Raw genomic sequence first — 14116 nt, 5'->3', positions numbered from 1 at the left:
CGCCCGGCCGGTGCCCGGGAGGCGGGCCGGATGCACCTGGAGGCGCGGCTGGCGGTCATCCGGTCGTTCCTGCCCGAACGGCGGCAGGAGGCTTCCGCGCACCTGCGCGGCTACGCCGACCTGCCCGGCGTCACCCCCGACGAGCGCACCCTGCTCGGGCTGCTCGCCCAAACCGGCCGCTACGAGGTGTGGCCGGCCGAGGAGGTCGCCGCCACGGCCCGGCGCGCGCTGGCCGGCGGCGCGTACTTCGAGGACTGCACCGGCAGCGCCGAGGCCCTGGTGGCGTGGGTGGTGGCGCTGGTCGCGCTGATCTCCGCGGACGGCGTCGAGGACGCCCGCCAGGAGATCGACCGGGCCAAGAAGCGGGTGCACCGGCACGGTTCGCCGGTCGAGTTCGCGATGGTCTGCAACCCGGCGATCTTCCTGCACTGGCAGCTGGGCGACGTGGCGTTCGTCGAGGCGGAGGCCGAGGGCGTGCTGGCGGCGCTGTCGCAGGAAGACCCCGTGGCGCACGTGATCGCGTCGCGCGCCACCGCGACCCACTTCGGCGCGTACGGCGCGCTGGAACGCGGTGACGTCGACGGTGCCGCGGGCCTGCTCGACCGGTTCGCGGCCGAGCACTCCGACGTGCCCAGCGTGATCCCCACGATCTGGCTGCACGAGCCGCGCGCCGCCGTCGCCCTGGCCCGCGGCAACCCGGACCTGGCCCGCGCGGAGGCGTTCGCCCAACGCGACCGGCTGCACGCGGTCGGCGTCGACCCGCCTACGATCTCCTGGCGGGCGCCCGCCGTCCGGGCCCTGCTGCTACTCGGCGAGCACCGCGAGGCCCGCGCCCTGGCCGACGAACTCCTCGCCGTGGCCCGGAAGTGGAACACCCCGACCGAGGTCGGCGCGGCACTGCGGGTCCTGGCCCACGCCGACCCGGACAACCGCCTGGACCTGCTCACCGAGTCCACGACGGTCCTGGACCGCTCCCCGGCCCGCCTGCACCTGGCCCGCGCCCTGGTGGACCTGGGCGAGGCCCTGCGCGTGGCCGGCCGCCGCACCGAGGCCCGCGACCCCCTGCACCGCGCCGCGGACCTGGCCACCGACTGCGGCTCCACCGCCCTGCGCACGCGCGCGGCAGCCGCCCTGGAAGCCCTCGGCGACCGCCCGCGCAAACCGGTGTCCGCCGGCGTCGAAGCCCTGACCGCGAGCGAACGCCGCGTGGCGGACCTGGCGGTCACGGGCCGCGCGAACCGCGAGATCGCCCAGGAACTGTTCGTCACGCCGAAAACCGTGGAGAACCACCTGGGTCGCATCTACACCAAACTCGGCATCAACGGCCGCCGCGAACTCGCCCGCGCCCTGACGTAGCACGCGCCCCGGGGTAGCACGCGCCGTGCGCCGGGGCGTCGAGGTCGCGATGATGGTTCAGGAGGGCATGACAGCGGAGGGGGCCGGTGTGGAGGGGACGCGTGTCGATCCGCCCGTGAGCGGGGCGCGGAGTGGGTGGCGGCTGCTGGCCGTGTTCCTCGTGGCCGAGCTGGTGTGGTTCGCCGTGTCGGTGGGGGTGCTGGTGGTGTCGGGGGCCGGGGACGACCGAATCCCGGTCGGCACCCTGCTGGTCGTGCTCGTCGTGCCGACCGCCGTCGCGGCGCTGGTGGGGCTGGCGGGGGCCGCGCTGGTCGGGTCCGGGGCGCGGCAGGGGCGGGTCGGGCGGACGCTGGCGTGGCGGTGGAGCGGGAAGGACTTCGGGATCGGGCTGCTGGTCGGGGTCGGCGGGTTGCTGGTCACGATCCCGGCCGCCACGGTGTGGACGTCGCTGGTCGGCGAGGACGCGAGCTCGGCCGTGGGTGAGGCGTTCGAGGGGCGGCACCTCGCCGCGCCCGCCGCCGTCGTGATGTTCCTCGCCGTCTGGCTGGTGGCCCCGCTGGGCGAGGAAGTGCTGTTCCGGGGCGTGCTGTGGCGGGCGCTGGAGCAGTGGGGGTGGAACCGGTGGGTCGTCTTCGGGACGACGTCCGTCGTGTTCGCGGTGGCGCACATGGAACTGCTGCGCACCCCGCTGCTGCTCGTGGTGTCGCTGCCCGTGGGGTTCGCGCGCCTGATCACCGGGAACCTGCTCGCGAGCGTCGTTGCGCACCAGGCCAACAACTTCCTGCCGGCCCTGGGTCTGCTGCTCCTGACGACCGGAACGCCGGCGTGACGTACACGCACGACGTCATCCGACGCACGCGGGGCACCTCACGACGTCCTTAGGGTCCGGGTCGAAAACCCGAGAACCACTGAGGAATTCGATGAGACTCTGGACGAAACTCGCCGCGGCGCTGGTCGCGCTGGTACCGCTGGTGCCGGCGGCCTCCGCCGAGCCCGAGCCCGCCACGACCGGGTGCGCGCCGGTTCCCGTGTCCGCCCCGGCGGGCGCGCGGATCGAGTCGGTGCGGGCCGAGCAGCGGCCCGGCGGGACCGTCACGTTCCCCGCCACGCCGTTCTCCGCTCCCGCGCCGATCACGGACGTGCCGCCGTACTGCGAGATCACGGTCACGCTCACCCACGACGGCACCGACCACGTCAAGGTGGCGGTGGCCCTGCCGGCGACCGGGTGGACCGGGCGGCTGCAAGCCGTGGGTGGCAGCGCCTACACCGCGGGTGACTTCGGCGCGCCGCTGGTGCAGGCGGTCAAGGACGGGTACGCAGGGGTCACCACCGACGCCGGGGTGCCCCTGACCTTCCTCGACACCACCTGGGCGCTCAACTCCGACGGCACGATCAACCAGACCCTGCTCACCAACTTCGCCACCCGCTCGGTGCACGAGTCGGCCGTGGTCGGCAAGGCGGTGACGCGGGCGTTCTACGGCCGACCGGTGACGTACTCGTACTGGAACGGCTGCTCGACCGGCGGGCGCCAGGGCTACGCCGAGGCCCAGCGCCACCCCGAGGACTTCGACGGCATCCTCGCCAACGCCCCGGCCGTGGACTGGACGCGGTTCGCCGTGGCCACCCTGTGGCCGCAGACCGTGATGTACAACGACCGGCACTTCCCGAGCACCTGCGTCCTGACCGCGTTCCGCAAGGCCGCGATCGAGGCCTGCGACCCGCGTGACGGCGGGGTGGACGGGATCATCGACCAGCCCGACCGGTGCGACTTCGAACCGCGCACCCTGGTCGGCACCAAGGTGGTCTGCGACGGCCAGGAGGTCACCGTGACCGCTCAGGACGCGGAGGTCGTGCGCAAGGTCTGGGCCGGGCCGACCGACCCGAACGGCACGCGGCTGTGGCCGGGGCTCCCCAAGGGCGCGGACTTCACGTGGCTGGCCGGGACGACGGTGGACGCGAACGGCACGCCCTCCGCGCCCGGTTTCCCGGTCGCGACCGCCTGGGTGCGGACGTTCCTGGCCAAGCAGCCCGGTTTCGACACCACCACCATCACCTACGAGCGGTACGCCGAGCTGTTCGCCCAGTCCGTGCGCGAGTACGACCGGACCATCGGCACCGCCGACCCGGACCTGTCCGCGTTCCGCCGCGCCGGCGGCAAGCTGATCACCTTCGTGGGCAGCGACGACCAGCTGATCCCGCCGGGCGGCACGCTGGCCTACCGCGACCGGGTCGAGCGGCGGATGGGCGGCGCGCAGCGGGTGAACGAGTTCTACCGCCTGTTCCTCGCTCCGGGCGTGGAGCACTGCGGCGGCGGCAAGGGCGCGGTGCCGACGAACCCGTTGGGCGCGCTGGTGGACTGGGTGGAGCGGGGCAAGGCCCCGGCGACCCTGCCCGCGGCGACGGCGGACGGCAGCCGGACCCGTGACCTGTGCGCGTACCCGCGGGTCTCCCGGTACACCGGGCACGGCGACCCGGCGGTCGCGGCGAACTACCGCTGCACCTGGCGCTGACCCCAGCGGTCGACGTCGGTCCCCCAGCAGACCCACGGTCCCGCCCGCGTTTCCGGCGCGGGCGGGACCGTGCCGTCACGCGAAGTCGGACAGCGCGCGGGCCACGTCGTGCGGCGACGGCATCGCGGCCACCTCCTCGGCCATCGCCCGCACCGCGGCTTTCACGGCGTCGTCGGTGAGCAGGCGGTGGGCCTTGGCGGCGACCACCTCGGCGGTCAGGTCCGCCGCGAGCACCTGGTCGCCGAGCCCGGCCGCAGTCACCACGTCGGCGTTGCTGAACTGGTCGGCACCCTGCGGTAAGACCAGGTGCGGCACACCCGTGGCGAACGTGCCCATGGTCGCGCCCGCCCCGCCGTGGTGCACCACCAGGTCCACGTGCGGCAGGAGGTCGGCCTGCGGCAACCACGGCCGCACGACCACGTTGTCCGGCACCTCCCCCAACGCGGCCACCGACACGCTCGGCCCGGTCGACACGATCACCTTCACGTCCAGCGTCGCCAGGCCCGCGATCGCGGTGCGCAGGACGCGGGCGTCGCCGAACGCCGTGCCCAACGTCAAGTACACCAACGGGGTGCGGTGCTCGAGCACCCAGTCCGGCAGCTCGCCGGGCTCCGAGTACGCGACCGGTCGCAACGGGATCGGGCGGGACACCGAGAACTCCGGGTCCTGCACCGAGGGCGGGCAGATGTCGAGGTAGGGGTTGCCCAACGACATGAGGTCGCCGGCCGGCAGGTCGACACCGAGCTCGGCGGCGACCTCCCCCAGGTATCTCCGCAAGGCCTCGGGAGGTCCGGTGGGCCGCCACATCCGCCCGAACGAGTGGCACACCGCGGGCACGTCCACCACCTTCGCCGCCAGCCCCGCGCCGGGGTTGGCCAACTCGTGCACGACCAGGTCCGGCTTGCGGTCGGCGATCACCGGCACCAGGTCCGCCGCACAGCGGCGCGGCAGCACCGACCCGAACACCGCCGACACCCGCTCGGGCCGGAAGCCCGGCGACTTGCGGTCGGCGGGCCCGGCACCGGCGAGTTCGAACGCGGAGAGCATGTCCATGCCCCCGGGGACGTGCTCGATGCCGTACCTGGTCACCGTCGCGGCGAAGGGCGCGGTGGTCACGAACGTGACGTCGTGACCCACCTCGTGGGCGGCGATGGCCAGCGGCATGAGCGGGTAGGTGTGTCCGTAGGAGCCAAGGCTCGAGAAGAGGATTCGCACCGGAGAGAACGTAGTGACTCAACCGAACACTTGGACCTCCGCCAGCGACAGCGGACGGTCGGATCCGACCAGTTGGACGCGTACGTACCGGGCCGAACGGTTGACCGGCAGCGACAGCGACGTCCCCACGGCCGCGCCCTGGTACGCGCTCCACACCCCGGGCTGCCCCGCCGTCACCCGTGGGTCGGTGGAGGTGAACGGCGAGTCCGACGCGAACACGTAGAACTGCCGCAGCCGGTCCGCGCAGCAGTCCGTCCGGTTCCACAGCTTCACCGCGCTGACCTGCCGCGAGGCACCGAGGTCCACCTGCCACCACGGGTTGTTGTCCAGCGGGCTGTCCGAGGTGTGGGTGACGGAGCCTGCCCAGAACTCGCCGTTGGTGTTGCCGTCCACGGCCCGGCTCGCCACCGCACCCGTGTGGTAGGTGCTCGACTGGGTGGCCGGTGCGTTCAGCGCCAGGTTCCGGAGCGTGCCGGTGGCCCGGTAGGTGTGGCCGGCGGTGGCGGTGAAGGTGATCCGGTCGCCGTTGCGGGTGCCGGTGACCGGTTGGCCGGTCGTGGTGTCGGTCAGGGTGTACTGGCCGGTGAAGATGCCGTTGCGGACGGTCAGGCTGCCGGAGTTCGCGGGCTTGACGGTGAAGTCGATGCCGCCCGCCGCCGTCCAGGACGCGTCCACGGTGACGTTGCCGCGGGCCTTCAGGCCGGTGACCGAGCCCGTGGTCCAGGCGCCGGGCTTGGCGGGCAGCACGTGGACCACGCCGTTCTGGCTCTGCAGCAGCATCTCCGTCATGCCGGCGGTCGCACCGAAGTTGCCGTCGATCTGGAACGGCGGGTGCGTGTCGAACAGGTTCGCCAGCGTGGACGACTTCAGCTGTTCGGCGACCATCTTGTGGGCGTGGTCGCCGTCGAGCAGCCGCGCCCAGAAGTTGATCTTCCAGGCCTTGCTCCACCCCGTGCCGCCGTCGCCGCGGTCGACCAGCGTGGCGCGGGCGGCGTCGCCGAACGCCGTGCCGGCCGCGATCTGGTGGCCGGGGTGCAGCCCGTAGAGGTGGGACACGTGCCGGTGCTGCGGCTCGCCGGAGATGGCGTCGCTCTTCCACTCCTGCAACCGCCCACCGCTGCCCACCCGCAGACCCGGGTCCATCGCGTTGAGCTTGGCCTGCACCTGCGACCGGAAGTCGGCGTCCACGCCCAACGCTTGTGAGGCGCCGATGGTGTCGGTGAACAGCCCCCACACGATCTGCTGGGCCATCGAGTCGCCGGCGGTGAAGGGACCGTGCTCCGGGGAGTAGCTGGGCGTGGCGACGAGCTTGCCGTCGCGCGGGTCGGTGCGCAGGTTCGCCAGCCAGAACTCGCTGGCGCCCTTGAGCAGCGCGTACGCCCGGGACAGCTGCGCGGGGTCGCCGCTGAACGTGGCGAGGTCGTAGACCTGGGACGCCAGCCACCCGTTCGCCTCGGGGAACCAGAACGCGGTGGCCCAGTCGTGCACGCCGGTGAAGCCGAACGGGTTGGTCTCGTTGTGCACGACCCACCCGCCGGTGCCGAACATGTTGTTCGCGGTGACCTGGCCGGGTGCCTTGAGCGCTTCCACGAACCGCACGAACGGCTCCGCCGTCTCGCCCAGGTTGGTCTGCGCGGCGAGCCAGTAGTTCATCTGGACGTTGATGTTCGTGTGGTAGTCGGCCGACCACGGCGGCGAGGTCGAGTTGTTCCACACGCCTTGCAGGTTCGCCGGCAGCGACCCCGCGCGCGAGGACGCGATCAGCAGGTACCGGCCGTACTGGTAGTACAACGCCTCCAACGCCCGGTCGTCCGGCGAGGCACCACCGGTGTAGGCGGCACGCAGGTCGTCGGTGGGCTTGTTCGGCATCACCTGGCCGATGTTCAGCTTCACGCGGTCGAACAAGGCCTTGTGGTCGGCGGTGTGGTTCGCGCGCAGGGTGGCGAAGGACTTGGCCGCCGCGTTGTCCACAGTGGACGTGACGCGCGCCTTCGGGTCCGCGCCCCGGTAGTTCGGGTAGGTGTCGGCGTAGTTCGTGCCCGCGCCGAGGACGAACGTCGCGCTGTTGGCCCCGGACACCGTCACCGACCCGCCGCTGCTGGTCACCGTTCCGCCCTCGGTGAGGACCCGCACCTGCGACTCGAAGACCATCCCGTTGTTGCCCAGCGCGCCCCGTATGGTCAGCCGGCCACCGGAGGCGGTCGCGGTGAAGTCGCTGCGCGGCGAGGTGTAGCGGAGGGTGAACGACACCTTCCCCGGCTGGTTCGCGCCCAGCCGCCCCACCACCACGCCGTCGGGGTAGCTGGCGAAGTACTCGCGGCTGTGCACCACACCGTTGTTGGTGTAGCTGACCTTGGCGGTGCCGTCGCCGATGTTCAGCTCCCGGCGGTACCCGGAGTAGGAGGTGCTGTGCCCGGCCATGTCCAGGCGCAGGTCACCGAAGGTCTGGTACGCGCCGAAGTTCGTCTTGGGCTGGCCCAGCTTGCCGGCCACCCAGTTCGGGTCGGCCGAGCCGTTCTGGTTGATCGCGGTGACGACCTCGTCCAACGCGCCGGGCCGCGGGGAGGTCCAGTTGCCGTGGTTGTAGCCGCCCACCGCACCCGGGCCGCCCGTCCACAGGGACTTCTCGTTGAACTGGAGCTGCTCGGAGGTGACCCCGCCGAACACCATCGCGCCCAACGCGCCGTTGCCGATCGGCAGCGCCCGGCTCTCCCAGTTGTCGGCGGGCTCGTCGTACCAGAGGGTGTTGCCGTCCGGGGCCTGCTGGGCGTGCGCATCGGGAGCCGGGTCGGACACCGCCAACAGGCCCGCCGACAGCAGGGCCAGCACGGCCAGCGTGGACTTGGCTTGCGATCCAGGCATGGACACCCTCCGTTGGGCGTGGGTACGGGACAGGGCGAACCCGGCCGGGTGTCGGCGAGTATAGGTCCGATGTATCTCCGAGCGACAGCCTGCGCAACGCTCGAGTTTTGGCCGAAAGGTGACACGAACAGGCACGAGACAGCGAGAGACATCGGATGTGCTGAGCGTCGTTGTACCACTCGACCCGGAGCGGGGTGATCGGTTGCTAGCTTTGCGCGGTGTCTGAGAGAGAGCACACCGGGCGGCGGGTCGTCGACGGGCGGTTCGAGCTGCTGGAACGACTGGGCAGCGGCGGCATGGGTACGGTCTGGCGCGCCCTGGACCTCGGGCTGCACCGCGAGGTGGCCATCAAGGAGGTCCGCCCGGCCGAGGCCGACCAGGTCGAGAGCACGCCCGCCATGGCGGCCCAGCTGCGGGAGCGCGTGCTGCGCGAGTCCCGCGCGCTCGCCCGGTTGCAGCACCCGAACGTGGTCTCGATCTACCAGATCATCGACTCCCCCGAGTTCCCGTACCCGTGGATCGTCATGGAACTGGTCCGCGGCACCTCGCTGGACGCGCGGCTGCGCGAAGGCCCGCTCAGCGTGCCCGAGGCGGCGCGGGTCGGGCGGGACGTCCTCGCGGCGCTGCGCTCGGCCCACTCCGCCGGTGTCATGCACCGGGACGTCAAGCCGGGCAACGTGCTGCTGCGCACCGACGGCAGCGCCGTACTCACCGACTTCGGCATCGCCGCCCTGCAGGGCTCGACCCAGCTCACCGCGACCGGCGACGTCATCGGGTCCCCCGAGTACATCGCCCCGGAGCGCCTTCGCGGCGACGAGACGCAGACCGCGTCGGACTTCTGGTCGCTGGCGATGCTGCTGTACGTGGCCGTCGAGGGCTACCACCCGATGCGCCGGGCGTCCACGATGGCGACCCTGGCCGCGGTGATGACGGAGCCGGTCCCGCCGCCGCGCCGCGCGGGCGCGCTGGCCCCCGCGCTCACCGCCGCCCTGCGCAACGACCCCGCCGACCGGCCGACCGGCGAGGTGCTGGACCAGCTGCTCGCCGCCGCCGAGCGCGACCAGGCCCCGCCGCTGGGACCGCCCACACCCGGTGGGTTCGCCGTGCCCGGACCGCCGGGTGGGCCGCAGTACGCGCACTGGCCGTCCGGACCGACGCCGAGGCCCACACCGCCCCCGACGCCGGTCGGCAAGGCGCAGCACAGCTACCCGCACTCGTACCCGACCCCGCTGCCCCCGCCGCGCAAGCGGGCCGGTGCCGTGGCGTTCTCGCTGGTCGGAGTGGGGCTGGTGGTCGCGGTGACGCTGCTGGTGGTCAAGCTGACCGGCGCGACCGACTCGGCCAACCCCGGCACCGGCGGGTCGACCACGCCCACGGGCACCGTGCCCGGCGTCGTCCTGCCCACCGGCCCGACCGGCACGGCCGCCTCCGGCGTCAAGGAAGACCTGCACACCCCCGCCGGCGCGCGCAAAGCGGTCGCCGCGCTCAGCGAGGTCATGGGCGGCACCAAGGTCTCCGACCTGACCATCTACCCCGACCGCGCCTCGGCCACGGCCCCGACCACGGCCGTCAAGGGCGGCTTCGACGACTTCGAGTACCGGGGTGGGAAGGCGAGCAGGCAGGGCCCGGACGGCGTGGACGCCGACCGGGCCGTGGTGGACCTGAACGAGGTGAACTGGGACGCCCTGCCCGCCCTGTTCGACCAGGCGCACAACGAGCTGGGCGTCGCCCAGCCGAAGCTGCGGTACGTCGTCGTGGACACCGACATCATCGACGGGTCGGCCTCGATGCGGATCTACCTGAGCGACGACTACGGCGGCGCGTACCTCGAGGCGAACCTCAAGGGCGAGGTGGTGAAGACCTACCCGCGCGACAAGTGACCCCGAGCGGCGGCCGGGCGTTCCCGGTCGCCGCCTGGCGCTGGTACGCGGACCGCTAGTGCTCGGTCCGCTCGTGCTCGGTCCGCTGTTGCTTGGCTCGCTAGTGCTTGGCTGCCTTGGCTTTGCGCACGGCCTTGGCCGGGTGGTCGACGCCGTTGGCCGGGTGGTCGACACCGTTGGTGCCGCCGAGGCCCGCGACGGTCAGGGTGACCCTCTGCTGGCTGCTGTCCGTGACCAGCCCGCCGTCGCCGTCAGCCGCCGCCGCCACGGGCTGTTCCGCCGTGCCGCCGGCCATGCCGCCCATCCCGTCACCGGTCGTGGCGGCGGCGGGCGTGGGGGCTCCGGTCTCGGCACCACCCGCGCCGTCCGTGGCCATCGGGGTGCCGTCCGCGGCGGCGGTGTCGGACAGGTCGACCAGGGTCTCGCCGTCGAACAGGCCGCCGACGCCCGCGGGCAGCGCCACCGCGGCCTCCGCCGGGGAGCCGGTGAAGTCCAGCGAGTCGGCCGCCGCCGGTTCGGTGAACTCGTAGTCCACCAGCCGCAGGCCGTTGGCGCTCTGCTGCTGCCAGCGCGCGCGGAAGCTCTCCCACGGCACGTTCGCCCACAGGTAGTAGGCGTCGGTGCCGGCCAGCCACACGCCGGAGTAGCGGTTGTCGCCGCCGGACTGGTGCACGTTCATGTCCACCAGCCGCAGGCCCTGGCCCGCCCACTCCTGCCACTTCGCCTTGAAGCTGTCCCACGACGCGTTCGCCCACAGCCCGTACCCGCCGGACCCGGCCAGCCACACGCCCGAGTACCGGGCCTGCCCGCCGACCTCGTGGACGTTGATGTCAACCAGCCGCAGGCCCTGGCCCGCCCACTCCTGCCACTTCGCCTTGAAGCTGTCCCACGACGCGTTGACCCACAGCGCGTAACCGCCGGTCCCCGCGCGCCACACGCCGGAGTAGCGGTCCTCGTTGCCCACGCGCAGCACGTGCAGGTCGACCAGGCGCAGGCCCTGCCCGGCCCACTCCTGCCACTTGGCCTTGAAGCTGTCCCAACTCGCGTTGGCCCACAGCGCGTAGCCGCCGGTGCCGGCCGTCCACACGCCGGAGTAGCGGAGCTCGTTGCCGACGCGGCGGACGTTGATGTCGATCAGGCGCAGCCCCTCGGCCGCCCACTCCTGCCACTTCGCGGCGAAGCTGTCCCAGGAGGCGTTCACCCACAGCGCGTGCTTGCCGCTGCCCGCGCGGAAGACGCCGGTGTGGCCGCGGCCGGTGAACCGCGCGTACATGTGCGCGATGGTCACCCGGTCGCCGAAGCTCAGCCCGTTGCGCTGGCCGATCGTCACGCCGGGGCGCTTGGGCACGATGGTCGTGGCGCCGTTGACGCCGAACGCCGTGGGGCCGTAGTGCATGATCGAGTCGTAGTCGTAGTCGAAGTAGTCGGTGAAGCCGTCGCAGAACCGGTCGAAGTTGGACTCGAACCCGGACTGGATGTTGCCGTAGTTGATGGTCACGAACTGGTCGCGGTCGCAGCGGCTCTGCTCGTGCAGGATGCCCAGGGAGTGCAGGCACTCGTGCACGGTCGTGCCCATCGTGGCGCCGTCGGACAGCCGGATGAGCTGCTCGCCGCCGCGCATCCCGATCGGCGAGGAGCTCCAGCTCTCGCCGGGGTTGCGCACGAACCGCACGTAGTTCGCCTGGCTGCCGCGCGCGACGAACCGGATGCCGGTGTTGTCGTGGATGTGCGCGATGGCCTGCGTGACCCGGGCCTGGTTGGGCAGGCCGGCGTCGACCACGAACGGCACGACCCCGTTGGGCCACAGCATGTCCGAATCGGACGGCAGCCCGATCCCCAGCACCTGGGACGGGGGTTGTCCGACGTCCGCGGGTTCTCCGGGCCGCAGTCTCGCGGCGGCGGCCTCGACCTCCTCGACCGGACCCATGTCGATGCACCCCTGGTACAGCGCGATCCCGTTGACCACGCTGTAGCGGACGGGCTTGTCGACGAACCCCGGCCCGGACAGGAACCCGGTGCGCACCTCACGGCTGGCGGCCATGTCGTCACTGGTCACGATCTCGTTCACGGTTGATTCCTCCCTGAATGGGGTGTTTGTGGAACAGAGGCACCCGGGGCAGCCCAGATACGGGCAAACGGGTCAATGAGCGACCGGGTGCAGGTCGAGCACCATCGGCTGGGACGTGACGCGGTGGGCGGCAGTGGTGATCAGGTCACCCTCGGTGACGACACCGGACCCGTCCCGGTCACCGTGCGCACGCACGACGTACGTCCCGGGGCCGTCCACCTCGGCGTCCACAGCCTCCACGGCGAACGGCAACTCCAACCCACCCACGGGCACACTCACCGCGGGCAGCGTCACCTCGGCCACCGTGCGCGCCGGCGCGTCCGCCTCGGACACGTCGCGAACCTCGACGCGGACCCGGTCGAGATGGACCGGAGCATCGGCCGAAGGGAACCGCAACGTCCCCACAACGCGCACGATCCCAGACCATACGCGTAACCGGACGAACACACATCCGGACCTTTTCGCCGCTCCCGGCGGGCGTGGCACGCCGGTTCCCCGGATCGCCTGACACCGCCGACGACGGTCGGGCACACTCCCCCGGCGGCCAAGATCACGCCGCACCAGGGGGGAAGGACCGACATGGTCGTGAAGCTGTTGTTGAACCCGTTCAAGACCGCGAGAGCCGTCTCGCTGCTGCGGGAGGCGAGCCGCCGCGGGGTCGATGTGGACGACCTGCCCTCGCACGTGGTCGTCGACAAGCTGTTCGGGCGCGTCGACTACGCGCAGTGGGGCCTGGCGGCGCCGGAGGACGTGACGACCGACGTGCCCGTGGGCGGCCCCGAGCTGACCCGGGCACGCGCAGCCGCCGCCGAGGGGCGGTGGGAGCCGGCGGCGGAGCTGCTGGCGTCGACGTGGCAGGACTGGGACCTGCGGGCCGAGGTCGTCGACGAACTGGCCACCCTGGCCGCCCACGACGACACCTGGCTCCAGCGGTGGAGCCAGGCCCAGCCCGACTCGCGCGACCTGGCCGTGGTGCACGCGCACGCGCTGGTCCACGTCGCCTGGCAGGCACGCGGCACGGCCGGCGCCGACCAGACCTCCCGGCAGCAGTTCCAGGACTTCCACCGGCTGCTGCTCCAGGCCCAAGCCGCCGCCCGCGCCACCGCGGCGGCCGTGCCGGAGGACCCGACGCCGTGGGTGACCCTGGTGATGCTCGCCCGCGGCCTGTCCTACGACCACGAGCAGTTCGGGCAGGTGTGGGACGAACTGGTCGCCCGCGCCCCGCTGCACCGCATGGGCCACGGTCAGGCGTTGCAGTACTGGTGCAAGAAGTGGCACGGCTCGCACGAACTGATGTGCGACTTCGCCACGCGCGCGGCGGCGGCGTCCCCGTCCCTCGCGGCCCTGCCCCTGCGGGCGGCGTACGAGATGATGCGCGACAAGCCCGACGCGTTCCGCTCGCCGATGACGCGGGAGGCCCTGGACACCCTGCTGCCGTGGCTGGCGAGCGTGGGCGCCGACACCTTGTGGCTGCGCAACGACCGGGGCTGGGCGATCTACACGTTGGCCGAGCACAAGCGCCACGCCGAGGCGGTCGACCAGTTCCGCGTCCTGGGAGCACGGGCGGACGGCGCACCGTGGTCGTTGTTCCCCAAGCCGCTGGAACTCTTCCTCCAGCTCCGACTCGAATCCTGCAAGGCGGCCGGGAAGCCGTAGGGCCGGGCGAGCGCCGGCGCTACGACGCGTCGACGTGCAGCCGGTGCGCGCCGCAGACCAGGCAGCGGAACAGGTACCCGGCCAGGGTGCCCTCGCGGCTGAGGTAGGCGCGCACCAGCTCGCCGGGGAAGCCGAGGCCGCCGTCGACGTCGGCCTCCAACACCGGGTCGGGCAGCAACGCCGGCAGGTCGTCCGCGCCGACGAAGCCGAGGAACGCGCACGGCAGGCCGCAGTGCGCCCGCCACTGCTCCTGCTGCCAGGACGGGTAGGACGGCGTGCGGGTCGCCACCTCCCGGGCCGCCTCGGCGTCCACCGGCGGGACGGACCCGACGCCGTCGATCCCGCTCCAGTCGGAGAACTCGCCGTCGAAGCGCTCGGCCGCACTGCCGTCCGCGATGCACCACGGGCACAACCGCACGTCGGAGGCCGTCGTGTAGAAGCTGCCCCGGTACCGCCAGTCGCGGTCGCGCTCGCAGCACGAACAACGAACTCGCTCGGCCACCACGAAACCGAGCTCGTACGCGTTGGGGTTGAACCGGAACGTCGGCGGCGATTCCACCACGACAGCT

At 72.4% G+C, this 14116-nt stretch carries 10 protein-coding genes; 5 read left to right on the top strand and 5 right to left on the bottom strand.

Annotated features, from left to right (window positions below; translation table 11 throughout):
• The first annotated feature begins 30 nt into the window (after positions 1-30).
• From DFJ66_RS45370 to DFJ66_RS00325, 3 genes are all read left to right on the top strand, one after another.
• The gene (locus tag DFJ66_RS45370; RefSeq protein WP_425471107.1) at positions 31-1356 is read left to right on the top strand and encodes a helix-turn-helix transcriptional regulator; all 1326 of its coding nucleotides are present in this window, start codon (positions 31-33) and stop codon (positions 1354-1356) included.
• 88 nt (positions 1357-1444) lie between these two features.
• The gene (locus DFJ66_RS00330) at positions 1445-2185 is read left to right on the top strand and encodes a CPBP family intramembrane glutamic endopeptidase (protein WP_246029491.1); all 741 of its coding nucleotides are present in this window, start codon (positions 1445-1447) and stop codon (positions 2183-2185) included.
• A gap of 91 nt (positions 2186-2276) precedes the next feature.
• A complete protein-coding gene (locus DFJ66_RS00325; protein WP_121216818.1) occupies positions 2277-3866 on the top strand; it encodes a tannase/feruloyl esterase family alpha/beta hydrolase in 1590 nt (529 codons plus the stop codon).
• Between the two features lie 75 nt (positions 3867-3941).
• On the opposite strand, the gene DFJ66_RS00320 is transcribed toward DFJ66_RS00325, so the two are convergent.
• A complete protein-coding gene (locus DFJ66_RS00320) occupies positions 3942-5081 on the bottom strand; it encodes a glycosyltransferase (RefSeq protein ID WP_121216816.1) in 1140 nt (379 codons plus the stop codon).
• Positions 5082-5099: 18 nt separating this feature from the next.
• Positions 5100-7943: a glycosyl hydrolase family 95 catalytic domain-containing protein gene (locus DFJ66_RS00315; RefSeq protein ID WP_211350903.1), complete on the bottom strand. Its 2844-nt coding sequence runs from the start codon at positions 7941-7943 to the stop codon at positions 5100-5102.
• Between the two features lie 218 nt (positions 7944-8161).
• Between DFJ66_RS00315 and DFJ66_RS00310 the strand changes: the two genes are divergently transcribed.
• Positions 8162-9823 (top strand): serine/threonine-protein kinase, encoded by a 1662-nt coding sequence (locus tag DFJ66_RS00310; RefSeq protein ID WP_121216814.1) that lies wholly within the window; start codon positions 8162-8164, stop codon positions 9821-9823.
• 100 nt (positions 9824-9923) lie between these two features.
• Here the strand turns inward: DFJ66_RS00310 and DFJ66_RS00305 are convergent, their stop codons facing one another.
• Both DFJ66_RS00305 and DFJ66_RS00300 read right to left on the bottom strand, forming a co-directional pair.
• Positions 9924-11891 (bottom strand): M12 family metallopeptidase, encoded by a 1968-nt coding sequence (locus DFJ66_RS00305; protein ID WP_170199052.1) that lies wholly within the window; start codon positions 11889-11891, stop codon positions 9924-9926.
• 72 nt (positions 11892-11963) lie between these two features.
• The gene (locus tag DFJ66_RS00300; RefSeq protein ID WP_121216812.1) at positions 11964-12224 is read right to left on the bottom strand and encodes a hypothetical protein; all 261 of its coding nucleotides are present in this window, start codon (positions 12222-12224) and stop codon (positions 11964-11966) included.
• A 246-nt stretch (positions 12225-12470) separates the two neighbouring features.
• Here DFJ66_RS00300 and DFJ66_RS00295 point away from each other — a divergent pair, with 246 nt between their 5' ends.
• The gene (locus tag DFJ66_RS00295) at positions 12471-13547 is read left to right on the top strand and encodes a DUF4034 domain-containing protein (protein ID WP_121216810.1); all 1077 of its coding nucleotides are present in this window, start codon (positions 12471-12473) and stop codon (positions 13545-13547) included.
• A 19-nt stretch (positions 13548-13566) separates the two neighbouring features.
• Here DFJ66_RS00295 and DFJ66_RS00290 read toward each other — a convergent pair whose 3' ends face one another.
• Positions 13567-14106 (bottom strand): CbrC family protein, encoded by a 540-nt coding sequence (locus DFJ66_RS00290; RefSeq protein WP_121230422.1) that lies wholly within the window; start codon positions 14104-14106, stop codon positions 13567-13569.
• Positions 14107-14116 lie beyond the last annotated feature (10 nt).

Source organism: Saccharothrix variisporea (genome assembly GCF_003634995.1).
In the GTDB taxonomy this organism is placed as follows: domain Bacteria; phylum Actinomycetota; class Actinomycetes; order Mycobacteriales; family Pseudonocardiaceae; genus Actinosynnema; species Actinosynnema variisporeum.
Note: the sequence above shows the minus strand (reverse complement) of the source record. Positions and strands in the feature narration are given on the sequence as shown.

Bases quoted from the DNA above. Each gene is read 5' to 3' on its own strand.
- DFJ66_RS45370 (WP_425471107.1), top strand. From the start codon at position 31: ATGCACCTGGAGGCGCGGCTGGCGGTCATCCGGTCGTTCCTGCCCGAA.
- DFJ66_RS00325 (WP_121216818.1), top strand. From the start codon at position 2,277: ATGAGACTCTGGACGAAACTCGCCGCGGCGCTGGTCGCGCTGGTACCG.
- DFJ66_RS00315 (WP_211350903.1), bottom strand. From the start codon at position 7,943: ATGCCTGGATCGCAAGCCAAGTCCACGCTGGCCGTGCTGGCCCTGCTG.
- DFJ66_RS00295 (WP_121216810.1), top strand. From the start codon at position 12,471: ATGGTCGTGAAGCTGTTGTTGAACCCGTTCAAGACCGCGAGAGCCGTC.